Here is a 16,318-nt window from a genome sequence, read left to right as displayed (position 1 = left end):
TGACTAGAGAGCGTGCAGGGTAGGGACGGAGGTGAAACGATCGATTGCAAATGCGTCTAGCGGCGTAGAGGTCGCGCCGCGGGTAATCAGATCGGCGAGCACTTCGCCGACTCCGGGCGCGAGCAGAAAGCCGCCGCCCGAGAAGCCGAACGCGTGCAGCAGTCGCGGCACGGTGCGGCTCGCGCCGATTATCGGGTTGCTGTCCGGCGTCTCGCCTTCCACGCCGCTCCATGTGCGGATCAATAGCGCGTCGCGCAGCGCAGGCAACAACGCACAGGCGTCGCGCATGACGGCGCGGGTGGTGTCGGTGGAGGGCTGGCCGTATTCGCCGTCGCCGTGTCCACGGCCGCCGCCGACCACGCAGTTGCCGCGTGCAACTTGCCGCGCGTAGATGCCGCCGCCATACACGCCCAGGTTGTGCGTGATGAAGAGCGGCAACGGCTCGGTGACCCACATGTTCGGGTAGATCGGCTTCATTGGCACGCTTTCGCCAAAGGATGCGGCGATCTTGTCGGCCCATGCGCCGGCAGAATTGATCAACCAGTCCGCAGTGAAATGCTGATCGCCCGCGCGTAACTGGAAGTGCGTGCCGTCGTGGCTAACTTCGGTCAGTTCGGTCTGCTCACGGATATCCGCACCTGCGGCACGCGCAGCGCGAGCGAAGGCCGGCGAGACGAGGCGCGGGTTCGCGTGGCCATCGCTGGCACACAGCGAGCCGCCGATGGCCGCAGCGCCCAGCCACGGGTAACGGCGCCGGAATTCGTTGCCGCCGATCACTTGCGGATCGAGACCGTGCGTGCGCGCCATCCGGGCCCACGTTTCGAGCGCGGCGAGATCGGACTCGCTGCGTGCGAGCCGCAAATGGCCAGAGACTACAAACTCGCCATCGATGCCGATCAGTTCAGGCAAGCGGTCCCAGACGCGCCGTGCCCGCATGGCAAGCGGCATCTGTTCGGCCGGCCGTCCCTGGCAACGTACGCCCCCGTAATTGACGCCACTCGCCTGGGCGCCACAGAAGCGCCGTTCGAACAGGCCCACGCGCAGGCCGCTTTTGGCGAGCGCAAGCGCAGCCGAGGCGCCGACCAGGCCGCCGCCGGCAATCGCGACGTCGTAGTGCAGAGGCCTATTCATCGCGGGCCTCTTCGGGTATCTCGGCGACGTCGTCGGCATACAGCGCGGGAGAGAGCGGAATCGGCTTGACAGGCGGCTGGCTGCGCAGCCGGCCGACCGCTTCCAGCGGCTTGCCGGTTTCTGCGCTCAGCAGGGCGAGCGCGGCTTCGCCACACATGCGTCCCTGGCAGCGGCCCATGCCGACGCGTGTCAGCGCTTTCAGGCGGTTGATCTCGGTTGCTCCACCGCTGCGGATGCAGCCGCGCAGCGCGCCCGCGTTCACTTCTTCGCAACGGCACACGGTCATCTCGTCAGGCCATTGGGATGCAATGCCGGCGGGCAGCGCGAAGGCAGCTTCGAGGCCCTGGCGGAACACGGTGATGCGCTGCAGGCGGCGCTCGAGTGATGCTGCGCCGGGCATATTGGGGCCACGGGGATGGGCAATACCGAGATCGTCGAGGACGGCGAGGGCGGTGCGGCGTCCTGCGAGTTCCGCGGCATCGGCGCCAGCGATTCCCGCGCCGTCGCCGGCCAGGTAAGTGCCTGGCACCGAGCTGCGTCCAGCGGCGTCGAGTTCGGGCAGCCAGCAACGATTCTGCGCATTGAAGCGGAAACGGCAGCCGGCCAGATCGGCGAGCTGGGTCTCCGGACGCAGGCCGAAGCCGAGGCCCACCGCGTCGCAGACGAGGGTCTCTTCAGTTGCGCCGTTGCCCGCACCGTGCCAGGCGATGGATTTGACGTGGTGCTCGCCGCCGATGCCGACGAGCGTCACATTGCGCTCGATCCGCACGCCATGCGCTTGCAACCAGCCCACGTAGTACAGCCCCTTCGCCAATGTGACGGGCTGGCGTGCAAGTTTCGGCGCAGCGGCGATCTGCTGCGAGAACGCGCTGGTGTCGAGCACGGCCACGACCCGCGCACCGGCTTTCACGTACTGATACGCGACGAGGTACAGCAAGGGACCGGTGCCCGCGAGCACGACGCGCTGGCCGATCGCGCAGCCCTGTGACTTCAGCGCGACCTGCGCGCCGCCGAGCGTATAGACGCCCGGCAGGGTCCAGCCGGGTATGGGTAGCACGCGGTCGGTGGCGCCGCTGGCGATGATCAGACGCGTGAACGGCACGCCGGTTTCGCGTCCTGCGTGCAATGTGTCGAGGCGCCCTTGCCCGCAGGACCACGCCAGCGTGTCGGGCCGGTAGTCCAGATGCGGCAGCAGCGCCGCCATTGCTGTATGCAGGGCGTCGGCCTTGCGGGCTTCGAAACCGTAGAGGGTTTGCTTCGTGCGTTCGAATGCGGCATTGGCGGGCGGTTGGCGATAGATCTGTCCGCCCCAGCGCGCATTTTCATCGAGCACCACGGGGCGCACGCCCGCTGCAACGAGCGTTTCAGCGGCGCGTACGCCGGCTGGTCCCGCGCCTACGATCACCACGCGTTGTTCGTGCGTCATGGCGTGGCTCCGTCGGCGGCTGGGTTGCCAGCATCTCGCGCGTTACCGGCGTTACCGGCGACCGCAGCAGTACCGGCAGTACGAGCAGCATCAGCGTCCCCAGCAGCACCAACGCTACTCGCGGCATTCACCGCGCAGCCAACCGGCGCAGCGCTGTGCGTAACAATGCGCATGCCTTCCGTGAGCAAAGTGGAACATGCCCGCAGACGAACACCATCTTCGCTGCGCACCCAGCAATCCTGGCACGCGCCGATCAGGCAAAAGCCGGCACGTGGTTCGCCACTGAATTCGCTGCGACGGACCTCGCGCTGCTGCGTCAGAATCGCAGTCAGCACAGTGTCGCCGTTCAAGGCACTAACCGGCTTGCCATCAAGCACGAAAGCGAGCGGCGCGCGCCGCAGCTCCGCGACGCGTACGAATTGCGGGCGGTGTTCAGCGGAGGATTCAGGTACGTGCAGCGTGCCGGACATGGTAGGCGAAGCAGAAGAAGTCATCAGTGCTGCCCGATCAAAATGCGATTGAGCCCATACACGCGGTCGAGCAGCAGCATCGCGCCGGCCGTGATAAAGATCACCAGCGCAGAGACGGAGGCCATCATCGGATCGATCGATTCGGTCGCATACATGTACATGCGCACCGGCAGCGTGACGGTTTGCGGCGAAGTGACGAAGATCGACATCGTCAGTTCATCGAAGCTGTTGATGAAAGCGAGCAGCCATCCACCTGTGATGCCGGGCAGGATCATCGGAAAAGTGATGCGGCGAAACGTGGTCCACGCATCCGCACCGAGCGACGCGGCCGCATGCTCGACGCTGCGATCGAGGCCACTGACCGAGGCGAGCACGAGCCGCATCACAAACGGCGTGATGATGATCATATGGGCCAGCACGAGCCATGCGAACGAGCCGGTTGCACCGATCAGCGCGAAAAAGCGCAGCAACGCAATGCCCAGCACGAGACCGGGAATCACCAGCGGCGACAGCAGCAAACCGTTCAGAAAGCCGCGCCCAGGAAAGCGCGCCCGGCCGATGGCAAGTGCAGCCGGCAGCGCGACGATCAGCGACAGCGTGGCCGACGCGAAGGCAAGCTTGAGGCTGTTGAAGAACGCCGAGATGAAGTCGGGATAGTCGAGGATCGCGCGGAACCAGCGCAGCGAGAAACCGTGCATGGGCAACGTCAGCGTCTCGTCGGGCGTGAAGGCGACCAGTACCACGATCGCAAGGGGAGCCAGCACGAACAGGATCACGAGCGCATGAAAGAGTAGCGCGAGAGGGCCGTTTTTTCTCATCGTAGTCTCGTCGTCTGGTGGATTAGCCCATGCTCCGGGCGTACCTGCGCTCCAGCAGCCGGTAGTAGGTCAACATCACGATCAGGTTCGCAATCAGCAGCAGCACGGCGATGGTGGCGCCGAGCGGCCAGTTCAGCGAGCTGAGGAATTCGTCGTAGACGGCCGTGGCGGCCACCTTCAGGCGTCGTCCACCGAGCAGGCCCGGAATCGCAAAGGCGCTCGCGGACAGGCCGAACACCATCAGGCTGCCGGACAGGATGCCCGGCGTCAGTTGCGGCAACACGATGCGCCGCAGCGTCGTGGCAGGCGAGGCCATCAGCGACAGTGCGGCGTTTTCGGTTTGCGGGTCGAGCTTCTGCAGGGCTGTCCACACGGGGATCACCATGAACGGCAGCATCACGTGCACGAGAGCGATGACGATCGCGAAGGTCGTGTATTCGAGCTTGTATGGTCCGAGACCCACCAGGGCGAATGCCTGATTCACCAGGCCGCCCGGATTGAGCAGCATGCTCCAGCCAAATGCCCGCACCACCACCGACACCAGCAACGGCGCCAGGATCACCAGCAGGAACAGCGAGCGCCACGGATCGCGCATGCGCGACAGGACATACGCTTCGGGTGTGCCGATCACCACGCACAACAAGGTCGTCACGAACGCAATGCCGAAAGTGCGCAGGAAGATCGTGTGGAAGTAGCTCGACGTCAACACTTCCGCGTAGTTGCCGAACTGGAATGCAGCAATCGGACCACTCGCAGGATCGAAGCGGTAGAACGTCAGCACGAGCGTCATCGCGAGCGGAATCAGCACCAGCGCTGCGAAGAGCAGGAAGGCGGGTGCGCACATCAGCCATAGCGGGACAAAGGCATGCCATGGCGCGCGGCGTGTGCTTCCGGCGCGGTGACCACTATCGCCGTTGCTGCCGTTGCCGCTCTCGTTGGCTTTGCCTGTGCTATCGGCGTTGTCCGCGTTATCAGAGGAAAGAGGCGGCGCGCTAGCCATGGCGTGCCTCCCGCTGCACGAAGCGGATCGCGTCGCTATTCCAGTCCACGCCGACCGTGGCGCCTTCCGCTAAAGGTTCCGTACCTTCGTTCTGGCAACACACCAGCACTTCGCCGAGCTTCGAATCCACCCGGTACAGCCATTGGCTGCCCAGGAAAAAGCGGCTGGTGACGGTGGCGGGCAGACGTCCCGCACCCGCTGCGCAGAGCCGAAGTTTTTCGGGGCGAATGCATAACGTGACGGCATCGCCGATGTTGACGACGCGCTCGCGCATCGGCAGTTGTGCGGTATTGCCGGTCTCAGCGAGATCGTGGCCGAGGTCGATGCGGATGTCGTTGCCATCGCGCGCGACGATCTTGCCCGGCAGCATGTTGGCCTTGCCGATGAACTGCGAAACGAAGTGGTTTTCGGGGCGCTCATACGCGCGATACGGCGTATCGACCTGCGTGATGCGACCCGCTTCCATCACGACGACGCGGTCGCTGATCGACAGCGCTTCCGACTGGTCGTGCGTGACCATGATAGTGGTCGTGCCGATCTTGCGCTGGATCGTGCGCAGTTCGAACTGCATGTCCTCGCGCAACTTGGCGTCGAGATTCGACATCGGTTCGTCGAGCAGCAGCACGGGCGGCGCGATGACGATGGCGCGCGCCAGCGCCACACGTTGCCGTTGGCCGCCGGAGAGTTCGCGTGGAAAGCGGTGTGCGAGCGTGTCGAGCCGCACCAGTGCCAGCGCTTCACGCACTCGTTCGGCGCATTCGGTTTTGCCGATGCCGCGCATTTCCAGACCGAAAGCGACGTTCTGCGCGACGCTCATGTGCGGAAACAGCGCGTAGCTCTGGAACACGATGCCGAGTCCACGCTGGTTAGGCCTGGTATGTGTGATGTCGCGGCCATCGAGCACGATGCGCCCGCGTGTGGTCTCGACGAAGCCCGCGATCATCTGCAGCGTGGTGGTCTTGCCGCAACCGGAAGGACCGAGAAGCGAAACGAATTCGCCCTTTTCCACCGACAAATTGACGTCGGCGACGGCATGCAGGTCGCCGAACGTTTTCGTCACGTCCGTGAGTGTGAGGAACGACATGATCTGGCCTTTCGGTGGCTCGGCACCGGCTGAATCGACAACGCTTCTGATGGAGCCGACTCTAGCTAGCCAAATTATGCGTCGTCAAATGCAAATTCCGTTTGGCGGTATAAGAATGGAAAAAATTCCATTGATAGGAATGAATTGTTCTAAAGGGCGGTGCATCATTCCGCTCTGTGATGCGCGAGAAATCCCTAATATGCAGGAGGAAGTGCGTGCCAGAGGGTAGCGGTCGGCTATTCCATTGACGAATAAAAATCTTTATAGTGTTCCGTACAGTGGAATAAGTTTGAGGAAAAACTATGAATGCTGCCGCAAAGCGAGGGGTTGCTCATGCCGACACGCCCGATGCCCCCGACGCACCCGGCACGGGCATGCTGCAGCGCTCGTTTGCCGTCATCCGCGCCTTGGCCGATGCGCAACCCGATGGCGGGCGCGTCACCCGGCTAGCGAAAGCGGTGGGGCTGACCCAGGGCACGGTACACCGCATCCTGCACGCGCTGATCGCGGAGGGAATGGTCGAGCAGGACGAGAATTCGAAGCTGTATCGCCTGAGCGTCGAGTTCTTTGCGCTCGCGGCTCAGGCGGGCAATCCGAGCGGCATGCGCACGCTGTGCCGGCCGGCGTTGTTGCGATTGTGCGCGAGCCTTGGCGACACGATTTTCCTGCTGGTCAAAAGCAGTTTCGACGCGGTGTGTCTGGACATCTGCGAAGGGCCGTTCCCGATTCGCTCGTTCACCGGTGATATTGGCGGGCGCGTGGCACTTGGCGTTGGGCAGGGGAGTCTCGCGATTCTGGCGTTTCTTCCGGAAGCCGAGCGAGAGGAAATCATTCGCTTCAATGTGCCGCGCATTCGTGGCTACGGCGTGCTCGACGAAGTCTATTTGCGTACCGAAATCGAACGGGTACGGCAACTCGGGTACGCAGGCCGCAATAGCGGCGTGCTGGACGGCATGGCCGGCGTGGCGGTGCCGATTCTCGACCGCACCGGCGTGGCGGTGGCGGCGCTCAGCGTCGGCACGCTAGCCGCGCGTCTCGGCGACGACCGTCTGCCGATGGTGGTCGAATTATTGCGGCGCCAGGCTCAGGCACTCGGACCGCAGACCAACCCGTTCGATGTGGCATTGCGCCGGCCAATGCATGGCCTCTCACGTGTCATGACGAACGAGCGGGTGGCCTGACCGAAGGTGGCGGGGCGCCCTTATCAGAACAATCTCGGTGTTCCGACCCAAACCACCAGCGATTCGCCGCGCGCCGTATTGGCCCAGCTATGCGGCACGGTCGACTCGTAGTGCGCGCTATCGCCTGCCTGCAGCGCAAACGTCTTGCCTTCCAGCGTCAACGAGACCTTGCCGCTGATCACATACAGAAATTCTTCGCCTGCATGGGTATTCACCTCGGAGCGTTTCTGTCCTGGGGGCATCTTCACCAGAATCGCTTCGAGCTGACGGCCGCCTGTCAGGTTGGTCAGGCGCGCGAACAGGTTCGCAGAATCGGCGAAACCGAAAAACTTCAGCTGGTTGCCGCGGCTGACCGAGCGTTCTTCGCTGGGCGTGTCGACGAAATACTGCACGGTGACGCCGAGCGCGCTCGCGATCCCCGCTAGCGACGTCAGCGAAGGCGTGGCGAGGCCGCGTTCCACCTGCGAGAGGAAGGGTTTTGAAATGCGTGCTGCTGTGGCTGTGTCATCGAGTGTGCGCTTCAGCCGCTGGCGCAGCGCGCGTATCTTGCTACCCAGCTCGAGGGCCGGATTTTTGTTTTCAGTTTTCGTGACCATAGCGAGATGAATCAGCCCGTCAAAATATGTTTGATTTAAGTAAACAAAATTTGATAGCCTTGTAGGCCATCGCACTAGCGCGAGTATGCCCGGGGGCGTTTTTTTTCGAAATAAACTCTCTATAGTGCCAGAAGCCCATTCTGGTCGGCAGTTTGCTCAGTGACAGGTGCCGTCCGGAGGCGCAGCAGAGGATAACAGCGTCTATTTGGAATTCGCACCATTCATGCATCTGGCGCTTAAATTACGCGATGCGTTTGGAGTAATGGATGATATCGCGCGGCAGGCGCGGGAAAAATGTGCGATTGCCCTTACGTGGTGTTACCTGCATCAGTGAATTCCCTGAGTGACGCGAAGGTTGGCACTCAGGAGAATCGCGAGCGCTCGCGAAGCGGCATAAGCTTTCGGTTCGCTTGCTCCTTGAAATCCCGCGCACGGCGATCCTGGGCGCGGACATACGGGCGGCGCGCTCACCGAAGCGCGCCGTTGCCAAGAACACGAGATTAATGATGAATTCAACCGTATCCCAGACTCGATCGTTTTCGACCGTCTTCCTGATCGAGCTGTGGGAGCGTTTCGGCTACTACGGAATGGCCGCGCTGTTGGTCCTGTTCATGATCGACAAGCTCGGCTTCACCGACAGTCATGCCACGCTCACCTGGGGCGCGTTTACGGCGCTCGTGTATGCCGCGCCGTCGGTAGGCGGCTGGATCGGCGACAAGATCCTCGGCGCCCGCCGCACCATGGTGTTCGGCGCACTGGTGCTGTGCTGCGGGTATCTGATGCTGGCGATGCCGAACGATCAGCTCGGCTACATGTATGGCTCGCTTGGCGTGATCGTCGTGGGCAATGGCCTCTTCAAGGCCAATGCGGCGAATCTGGTGCGCCGCATCTATGAAGGCGACGACGCGCGTATCGACAGCGCGTTCACGATCTACTACATGGCCGTCAACATCGGCTCGACGGTGTCGATGCTCGCCACGCCGTGGATCAAGGACCATTGGGGCTGGCATGCGGCCTTCGCCGTGTGCTGCGGCGGCATGCTGCTCGCCGTGGTGAATTACTTCATCATGTTCCGCACGCTGGCGCATGTGGGTTCTGCACCGGACTCCGAACCGATCCGCTGGGATCGCGTGGGCATGGTGGTAATCGGTGGCGCCGCGCTCGGCCTCGCAACCATGTTCGTACTGCAGCATAAGGCGATTGCCGTGGCCTGCGTTTACACGGCAGGTGTCGCGATTCTGGCGATCTTTGGCTACATGCTCGCGAAATGCGAACAGTCGGAACGCGCCGGTCTGATTGCTGCGCTGGTGCTCACACTGCAGGCGATCCTGTTTTTCGTGTTCTATCAGCAGATGTCCACGTCGCTTACGCTGTTTGCAGTTCGCAATGTCGATCCGCATTTCTACGTGCTCGGCACTTCGCTCTTCACCTGGAGCGCGGCGCAGTTCCAGGCGCTCAATCCGATCTGGATCATGCTGCTGAGCCCGATTCTCGCGGTGATGTACACGCGGGCGGCGAAGAGCGGCAACGATGTGTCGGTGGCAGTGAAGTACGCGATTGGCTTCGCGGTCGTTGCAGCGGGCTTCTTCGTCTACGCAGTGAGCGGTCGTTATGCAGTGGACGGCCGGGTGTCGTCGTGGTTCATGGTGGGTGGCTACGGCCTGTATTCGCTCGGCGAACTGCTGGTGAGCGGCCTGGGTCTCGCGATGATCGCGCGCTACGTGCCGGCGCGTATGAGCGGCTTTCTGATGGGCGCGTACTTCGTGGCGAGCGGTGTGTCGCAATACCTTGGCAGCGTGGTGGCGAACTTCGCGCAGATGCCTTCCGGCGATCTCGATCCGCTGCAGTCGCTGCCGCTCTATACGAAACTTTTCATGGGCCTCGGCTGGCTCGCAGCGCTCGGTGCGCTGGTGGCCGTTCTGCTGTTGCCGCTGATGAACCGCCTGTCGCGCGAGCATCATCGCAGTTCGAACGAAGCGCGCGAGAACGCGCAGGCTGAAGGGCAACTGTCTGCCGTAGCGAAGTAAGCATCAGACGGGAACGGATGCCGCTTCCCGCTCGATAAACGGAACAGGGCGCGCCTTTGCGGCGCGCCCTGTTCCGTTTACGGCCTTGTTTTATGGCCGCTTCCTGTCACTGCGCTGTGCGGCTTCATTCATTCCGGAATCTTGCGAAAGCCGACCGAGATCCGGTTCCAACCGTTGATCGCGACTACCAGCATCGTCAGGTCGGCCAGTTCCTGATCAGTGAAATGCGGTCTTACCGCGTTCCACACTGCATCCGGCACATGAGTCTGGGCAACCAGCGTGAGCGCTTCCGTCCATTCGAGCGCCGCGCGTTCGCGTTCGCTGAAGAATGGCGCTTCGCGCCAGACAACGACAGACGCGAGACGCCGCTCCGTTTCGCCGCCTTTGCGCGCATCGGTAGTATGCATGTCGACGCAGAACGCGCAGCCGTTGATCTGCGAGGCACGAAGTCGCACCAGTTCCATCAGCGGCTTCTCGAGACCGCATTCGCTGACGGCCTTTTCCAGCGCCATCATGGCGCGGGTGCCGGTGGGGCTCGCTTTGTAGAAGTCGAGACGGGATTGCATGATTTGCTCCTGATTGAAAATGTCCGCAAGACGGGACCACGAACGTCAGCTTAGGCCTTAAAGTGGTCGTATAAAATAGCCATTTATCGACTATTTCAGGTAGCCACTTCGATGGACATCCACATCGTAGTCGTTGGACGCCGCGACCTGGCGGGCCAGATCTACCGGCAATTGCGCGCGGGCATCGTCGAAGGACGTTTGGCGGGCGGCACGCGTTTGCCTTCCACGCGCGATCTCGCGGTGCAACTCGGCGTGTCGCGCAAGACGACTCTTGATGTGTTCGAGCGGCTGCTTGCCGAGGGCTATCTGAGCGCGCGCACAGGGGCAGGGACGTTCGTTGCCGAAGGTCTGCAGCGGCTACCCGTGCAACATGCGGGCTACGTCCGGACAGTTGAACCGGCGCGTGCACAGACGAAAGCCCGTTCGAAAGCGCGCGCACAGCCGCTTTGGGAACACATGCCTGCCGGCTTGTCGTTGCCGGCATCGAAGCTCGTGTTGGAGCACGAATTCATCGGCGGCATGACGGACAAATCGCTGTTCCCGTTCGACGTCTGGCGCCGCTGCATCAATCAGGCTGTGCAAGCGCAGTCGCGCAGTCCAGGTATTTATCGCGACGCCGCCGGGGAGCCGGAGTTGCGTCTCGCGATTTCGCGCTATCTCGGGTTTAACCGCGCGGTCGTGTGCAACGCGGATGAGGTACTCGTCACGCAAGGCGCGCAGCACGCGCTCGACCTGATGGCGCGTGTCATGCTGCGTCCGGGTGACGTGGCGGCGCTCGAAGATCCCGGCTATCCGCCCGCGCGTGCCTGCTTCGCGGCGGCCGGGGCGAAGGTCGTTGCCGTGCCGGTGGATGCGGACGGCCTGATGGTTCACAAGCTTCCGGACAATGCGCGGCTCGTTTATGTCACGCCTTCGCACCAGTTTCCGCTCGGCATGCCGATGAGTCTCGAGCGTCGCGTTGCGTTGCTGGAATGGGCGCAAAAGCGCGGCGCAGTGATCATCGAGGACGACTACGACAGCGAATATCGCTTCGAAGGCCGGCCTATGGAGCCGTTGAAAAGTCTCGATCGCGCCGGACTGGTCGCTTATATCGGCACGTTTTCGAAAACGATCTTCCCGGAGCTGCGAGTCGGCTACGTGGTGCCGCCCGCTCCATTGCTCAGGCCGCTTTGCACGGCGCGGCAGGTTGCCGACCTGCACGGCTGCACGCTGACCCAGACCGCGCTTGCGGCTTTCATGCTGGATGGCGAGTTCGCCAAGCATTTGCGGCGCATGCACAAGGTTTATGCGGCGCGTCGCGTGTGTCTGCTCGAGCATCTGCAAGGCGGCCTCGAACCATGGTTTGACGCCGTGGTGCCGACCGCCGGCATCCATCTGGCCGCGCGCCTCAAAGGGACGATTACCGAGGAAAAGGTGATCGCAGCGGCGCGCGCGGCGTCGATCGGGCTCTACGGAATCGCTCGATTTCATCGTCGCGCGAGGCCGCAGCCTGGTCTGATGTTCGGCTACGGCGGCATCGCGGTTGAACAGATTGATGCTGCGTTAACGGCGCTTGCGAAGCTGATGCCCCGTCTCGCACGCTGAGCGCCAAGGTTCATTTTTCATGCGCCGTTTCACGTTTACCCCCTGAAATACGGGTTAAAAAGTGTTGCGGAGTCGGCGCGACGCAACAAACCGTAACGCTAATACACAAAAGAGTCGCGCAAAACGCCATAGCGCTTGTAGAATCCGGCCTTGAAGCGTGCGCATACCGCGGGCGCTTCTTGCATTCACTGACCAACAACAGGTAGGAGAAACATGCCGACTTCCGCAAAAAAGGTGGCCAAGAAGGCTGCTACGGTACCGACCAAAAAGGTTGCTGCGAAGAAAGTTCCTGCGAAGAAAGTCGTCGCAGCTAAGAAGGTCGCCGTGAAGGCGTCTGGCGGCGCCCCGTCGCCGATCAAGGACACCTTCACGAAGGCCTCGCTGGCTGCACACGTCGCAGAACTGGCTGCTGTTGAGCCGAAGGCTGCCAAGGCTGTGCTGGCCGCGCTCGAAGACACGATCCTCGGCGCAGTCCACAAGAAGGGTGCTGGCGAATTCACGCTGTCGGGTCTTCTGAAGATCGTCGTGCAAGCTGTGCCGGCGAAGAAGAAGCGCTTCGGCAAAGACCCGTTCACGGGCGAAGAGCGTTGGTTCCCGGCCAAGCCGGCTAGCGTGCGCATCAAGGCACGTCCGCTGAAGAAGCTGAAGGACGCAGCAGCAGCGTAATCGTGCAGGACGTCCCGCTGGTTATGGCCGGTTCGATAACAGCGGTTGGCGTCACGCCGAGCTGATGTGCTGAATGTTAAGGCAGTGCAAAATCCCCGCGGGTGCGAATCCGCGGGGATTTTTATTGGCGCTGCGGTTTGTTGCACAACGCGCACGGGCTGGGCGTATGAGGCCGCCAATACGCCATGGAGATGCGCCCGATGCACCGGAGTAGCGCATTGCGGGGCGCCGCAGTACGATGATGCCGAAGCTGTGCGGGCCGTATGCGCTGTTCGTGTGCATCCTTCTCCGGTTTGTGTGCGGAAAGCCAATGGCATAGCGTTTGCTTTGATGCTTGTCGAACACCCGAATGCGCAGCGCATTCGCCTTCTATCCGACAACAAGAGCGGGGCGTGACATGCGATGCTATGACGAGATGCGTCATCACGATGAAGTCGTGCGGCCTCATTACGCACGCTTCGAGCGCTGGCTCGTAAAGCAGGGCAATGAGGCAATCGCGCGCAAGCGCGCGGAGGCGGACCTGTTGTTTCGCCGCGTGGGGATCACCTTCGCGGTTAACGGCGACCTGTCCGGCACCGAACGGCTCATCCCGTTCGATCTGATCCCGCGGATCATTCCGCGCGGCGAATGGCAGTCTCTCGAAGCGGGTCTGCGGCAGCGCGTGCAGGCGCTCAATCTGTTTATCCACGACGTCTATCACGACCGCAATATCGTGCGCGCCGGCATCGTTCCCGCTGAGCAGGTCTATACCAATGCGCAATATCGTCCGGAGATGCAGGGCGTCAATGTGCCGCTCGGCGTGTATGCGCATATTGCCGGCGTCGACGTGGTGCGGGCCGGCGACGATGGTGCCTTCTACGTGCTCGAAGACAATCTGCGGGTGCCGTCCGGTGTGTCCTACATGCTGGAAAACCGCAAGATGATGATGCGGTTGTTCCCGGAACTGTTTGTACAGAACCGCATTGCGCCGGTGGCGCACTATCCTGATCTGCTGCTCGATACGTTGCGATCGGTCGCGCCGGAAGGCGTCGACGATCCGGTCGTCGTGGTGCTCACGCCGGGCATGTACAACTCGGCGTATTTCGAGCATACGTTCCTGGCTCAGCAGATGGGCGTGGAACTGGTGGAAGGCAAAGATCTGTTTGTCGACGACAACTACGTCTTCATGCGCACCACCCAGGGACCCAAGCGCGTCGACGTGATCTATCGCCGGGTGGACGACGACTTTCTCGATCCGCTTGCGTTCCGTACCGATTCGGCGCTCGGCGTGCCGGGTCTGCTGACCGCTTATCGGGCTGGGCGCGTGGCGCTCGCCAACGCGATGGGCACCGGCATTGCCGACGACAAATCGATCTATCCGTACGTGCCGGAGATGATCGAGTTCTATCTGGGCGAGAAGCCGATTCTCAACAACGTGCCGACGTTCCAGTGCCGCAAGCCGGACGATCTCGCCTATACGCTCGCGCATCTGCCTGAGCTGGTGGTGAAGGAAGTGCACGGTGCAGGCGGCTATGGAATGCTGGTGGGACCGGCTTCGACCACGGCCGAGATCGAAGACTTTCGCAAGCGTCTGATCGCGCGCCCGGCCGGCTATATCGCGCAGCCGACGCTCGCGTTGTCGGCGTGTCCAACCTTCGTGGAGGCGGGCATCGCGCCGCGCCATATCGACCTGCGGCCGTTTGTGCTGTCGGGCAAGACCGTGACGATGTGCGCAGGCGGGCTGACCCGTGTGGCGCTGCAGGAAGGGTCGCTGGTGGTCAATTCATCGCAGGGAGGCGGGACCAAGGATACCTGGATGGTCGACTGAAGGGGTCGCGGGTCTCGCTGCCGTCGCAAAGCGGCGGCAGCCACACCCGCTGACAAGGAAAGCCGGCGCGATGCTCACATCAGATCGTATAAGCGCCGGCGCGAACGGGTAACCAGCGCGGGCCAGGAATGCCCAGCGTCATCAATCATGGAAAGCCGTCATGCTAAGCCGCACTGCCGACCACCTCTTCTGGATGGCCCGTTACATGGAGCGCGCCGAGAATACCGCGCGCATGCTGGATATCAATCTGAAGGCGCTGCTGCTGCCGCAGACGCCGGAGCAGGAGGCCCGCGCACAGCGTTCGGTGCTGCGCATCTCCGAACTCGAGTCGGCCTTCACGCAACGCTACGACGAACCGACGCGCGAAAAGGTGCTGGATTTCATGGTGGCGGACGCTGCCAACCCGTCCAGCATTTATTCGTGCCTGCAGGCCGCGCGTGAAAACGCTCGCGCCGTGCGCGGCACGTTGACCACCGAATGGTGGGAGACGATCAACGACACCTGGCTCCAGTTCACCGAGCGGATCGCGGCGGGGCAGCTCGCCACGAGCCCGGATGGTCTGTTCGAATGGGTCAAGTTCCGCTCGCACCTGTCGCGCGGCGTGACGATCGGCACCGCGCTGCAGGACGATGCGTTTTTCTTCACGCAGCTGGGTACGTATCTGGAGCGGGCCGACAACACCGCGCGGATTCTCGACGTGCGCTTTGCCGACGTCGAGCCGAATTCGCGCGACGCCGCACGTCAGCTCGAAGATTTCTACTACTGGACTTCGATTCTCAGTTCGGTGTCGGCGCTGGAGATCTATCGCAAGGTGTATCGCGATGTCGTCACGCCGGCGCGCGTGGTCGAACTGATGATCCTGAACCAGCAGATGCCGCGTTCGCTGCTCGCCTCCGTGGATGGCGTCTGCAACAACCTGGCGATGCTGCGTACTACGGGCTCTAACCAGTGCGAGCGTTTTGCCGGCAAGCTGCGCGCCGAGCTGGTGTACTCCGACATCCGGCAGATTTTCGAAGCCGGCCTGCACGCTTATCTGACGCAATTCCTGGCTCGGGTGTTCGAACTGGGCAATCTCGTTGCGCGTACCTATCTGATGTTGCCAGTGGCCTGACGGAGTTATTTTTATGTACCTGACCATCCGCCACGACACCGCCTATCGCTACGAATCGACGGTTCACTATTCGATCCAGCAGCTGCGCCTCACGCCTTCCAGCGGCGCCTCGCAGACGGTGCGGCGCTGGAGTATCGACGCCCCCGGCAAGCTCGATTCAACCTTCGACGCCTATGGCAACGTGCTGCATACGCTGGTGCTGAACAAGCCGCATAGCGAGATTCGCCTGCATGTTTCGGGGGAGGTCGACACGATTGCGCTGGTCGACGGCCAGCTGCGCGATGCGGTCGGCCCCATTCCGCTCGAGCACTACACCTGCGCCACGCGGCTGACCGAAGCCGATGGGGCAGTGCGCGAACTGGCACAGTCGGTGGCAGCGCTCGATTCGCCGCGCGGCCTGATCAAGCTGGCCGAGGAGATCGCACAGCGCGTGAAATACCGGCCCGGCACCACGGAAGTGACCAGTACGGCTTCCGAGGCGCTCGCGCTTGGCAACGGCGTGTGTCAGGACCACGCGCACCTGATGCTGGCCTGCTGCCGGTTGCGTGGCATCCCGGCGCGTTACGTGAGTGGCTATATCGAGCCGGGCGATGTGCCGAATGGCGCGAGCCACGCCTGGGTCGATGTCTGGCTCGGCACTGGATGGATTTCCGTCGACGTAACGAACGCGGCGTTTGCAAGCGAAATCTACTGCCGGCTGGCAGCGGCGCGCGATTACGAAGCGGCCGCGCCGATCCGCGGACGGCGCATCGGCGGACTCGAGGAAAAGCTGAACGTCTCGGTGACGGTTAGTGCACAGTTACCACAGTAAGGTGGATCGCACCAAAGGCTGCGGCGGCGTCGCATTACAA

General features: G+C 62.6%; 14 protein-coding genes and 1 pseudogene. 7 read left to right on the top strand and 8 right to left on the bottom strand.

Translation table 11 applies throughout. The features are described 5' to 3' along the window. Nucleotides 1–3 precede the first annotated feature (3 nt). From P3T20_RS23610 to P3T20_RS23585, 6 genes and pseudogenes are all read right to left on the bottom strand, one after another. On the bottom strand, nucleotides 4–1,131 hold the full coding sequence (locus P3T20_RS23610) for an NAD(P)/FAD-dependent oxidoreductase (protein ID WP_429288032.1): 1,128 nt from the start codon (nucleotides 1,129–1,131) through the stop codon (nucleotides 4–6). Continuing rightward, complete coding sequence (locus P3T20_RS23605) at nucleotides 1,124–2,557, bottom strand: FAD-dependent oxidoreductase (RefSeq protein WP_429288031.1); 1,434 nt, start codon at nucleotides 2,555–2,557, stop codon at nucleotides 1,124–1,126. Before P3T20_RS23605 ends, P3T20_RS23610 begins: the two co-directional genes overlap by 8 nt. Nucleotides 2,558–2,649: 92 nt before the next feature. Continuing rightward, nucleotides 2,650–3,027 (bottom strand): annotated as a pseudogene (locus tag P3T20_RS23600) ((2Fe-2S)-binding protein); the annotation flags it as partial. A gap of 23 nt (nucleotides 3,028–3,050) precedes the next feature. After that, nucleotides 3,051–3,845, bottom strand: coding sequence for an ABC transporter permease (locus P3T20_RS23595; RefSeq protein ID WP_429288030.1), 795 nt, complete (start codon nucleotides 3,843–3,845; stop codon nucleotides 3,051–3,053). 22 nt (nucleotides 3,846–3,867) lie between these two features. Next, nucleotides 3,868–4,845 carry an ABC transporter permease gene (locus P3T20_RS23590; protein WP_429288029.1) on the bottom strand — a complete coding sequence of 326 codons (978 nt, stop codon included), beginning with the start codon at nucleotides 4,843–4,845 and terminating at the stop codon, nucleotides 3,868–3,870. Further along, nucleotides 4,838–5,929, bottom strand: a complete 1,092-nt coding sequence (locus P3T20_RS23585; protein ID WP_429288028.1) for an ABC transporter ATP-binding protein — start codon at nucleotides 5,927–5,929, stop codon at nucleotides 4,838–4,840. The genes P3T20_RS23590 and P3T20_RS23585 overlap by 8 nt, the downstream gene beginning before the upstream one ends. Before the next feature lie 302 nt (nucleotides 5,930–6,231). Between P3T20_RS23585 and P3T20_RS23580 the strand changes: the two genes are divergently transcribed. Next, nucleotides 6,232–7,110, top strand: a complete 879-nt coding sequence (locus P3T20_RS23580; RefSeq protein WP_429288027.1) for an IclR family transcriptional regulator — start codon at nucleotides 6,232–6,234, stop codon at nucleotides 7,108–7,110. Nucleotides 7,111–7,133: 23 nt separating this feature from the next. Here P3T20_RS23580 and P3T20_RS23575 read toward each other — a convergent pair whose 3' ends face one another. Continuing rightward, complete coding sequence (locus P3T20_RS23575) at nucleotides 7,134–7,706, bottom strand: helix-turn-helix domain-containing protein (RefSeq protein WP_074267734.1); 573 nt, start codon at nucleotides 7,704–7,706, stop codon at nucleotides 7,134–7,136. A gap of 503 nt (nucleotides 7,707–8,209) precedes the next feature. On the opposite strand from P3T20_RS23575, the gene P3T20_RS23570 reads away from it, so the two are divergent. Then, a complete protein-coding gene (locus tag P3T20_RS23570) occupies nucleotides 8,210–9,733 on the top strand; it encodes a peptide MFS transporter (RefSeq protein WP_429288026.1) in 1,524 nt (507 codons plus the stop codon). Between the two features lie 128 nt (nucleotides 9,734–9,861). Here the strand turns inward: P3T20_RS23570 and P3T20_RS23565 are convergent, their stop codons facing one another. Beyond that, nucleotides 9,862–10,299, bottom strand: coding sequence for a carboxymuconolactone decarboxylase family protein (locus tag P3T20_RS23565; RefSeq protein WP_429288025.1), 438 nt, complete (start codon nucleotides 10,297–10,299; stop codon nucleotides 9,862–9,864). Nucleotides 10,300–10,410: 111 nt separating this feature from the next. On the opposite strand from P3T20_RS23565, the gene P3T20_RS23560 reads away from it, so the two are divergent. The 5 genes from P3T20_RS23560 (at nucleotide 10,411) to P3T20_RS23540 (ending at nucleotide 16,278) form a co-directional block, all read left to right on the top strand. Further along, entirely contained in the window at nucleotides 10,411–11,883 is a 1,473-nt protein-coding gene (locus P3T20_RS23560; RefSeq protein ID WP_429288024.1) for a PLP-dependent aminotransferase family protein, read from the top strand. 213 nt (nucleotides 11,884–12,096) lie between these two features. Then, on the top strand, nucleotides 12,097–12,549 hold the full coding sequence (locus tag P3T20_RS23555) for an HU family DNA-binding protein (RefSeq protein ID WP_074267738.1): 453 nt from the start codon (nucleotides 12,097–12,099) through the stop codon (nucleotides 12,547–12,549). Between the two features lie 397 nt (nucleotides 12,550–12,946). Continuing rightward, entirely contained in the window at nucleotides 12,947–14,356 is a 1,410-nt protein-coding gene (locus P3T20_RS23550; protein WP_074269340.1) for a circularly permuted type 2 ATP-grasp protein, read from the top strand. 160 nt (nucleotides 14,357–14,516) lie between these two features. Continuing rightward, nucleotides 14,517–15,467 carry an alpha-E domain-containing protein gene (locus P3T20_RS23545; protein WP_074267739.1) on the top strand — a complete coding sequence of 317 codons (951 nt, stop codon included), beginning with the start codon at nucleotides 14,517–14,519 and terminating at the stop codon, nucleotides 15,465–15,467. A 13-nt stretch (nucleotides 15,468–15,480) separates the two neighbouring features. Continuing rightward, a complete protein-coding gene (locus tag P3T20_RS23540) occupies nucleotides 15,481–16,278 on the top strand; it encodes a transglutaminase family protein (protein ID WP_429288023.1) in 798 nt (265 codons plus the stop codon). The last annotated feature ends 40 nt before the right edge of the window (nucleotides 16,279–16,318 follow it).

Origin of the sequence: Paraburkholderia sp. GAS206C, assembly GCF_050435645.1 — a bacterium.
GTDB classification, from domain to species: Bacteria; Pseudomonadota; Gammaproteobacteria; order Burkholderiales; family Burkholderiaceae; genus Paraburkholderia; species Paraburkholderia phenazinium_B.
Note: the sequence above shows the minus strand (reverse complement) of the source record. Positions and strands in the feature narration are given on the sequence as shown.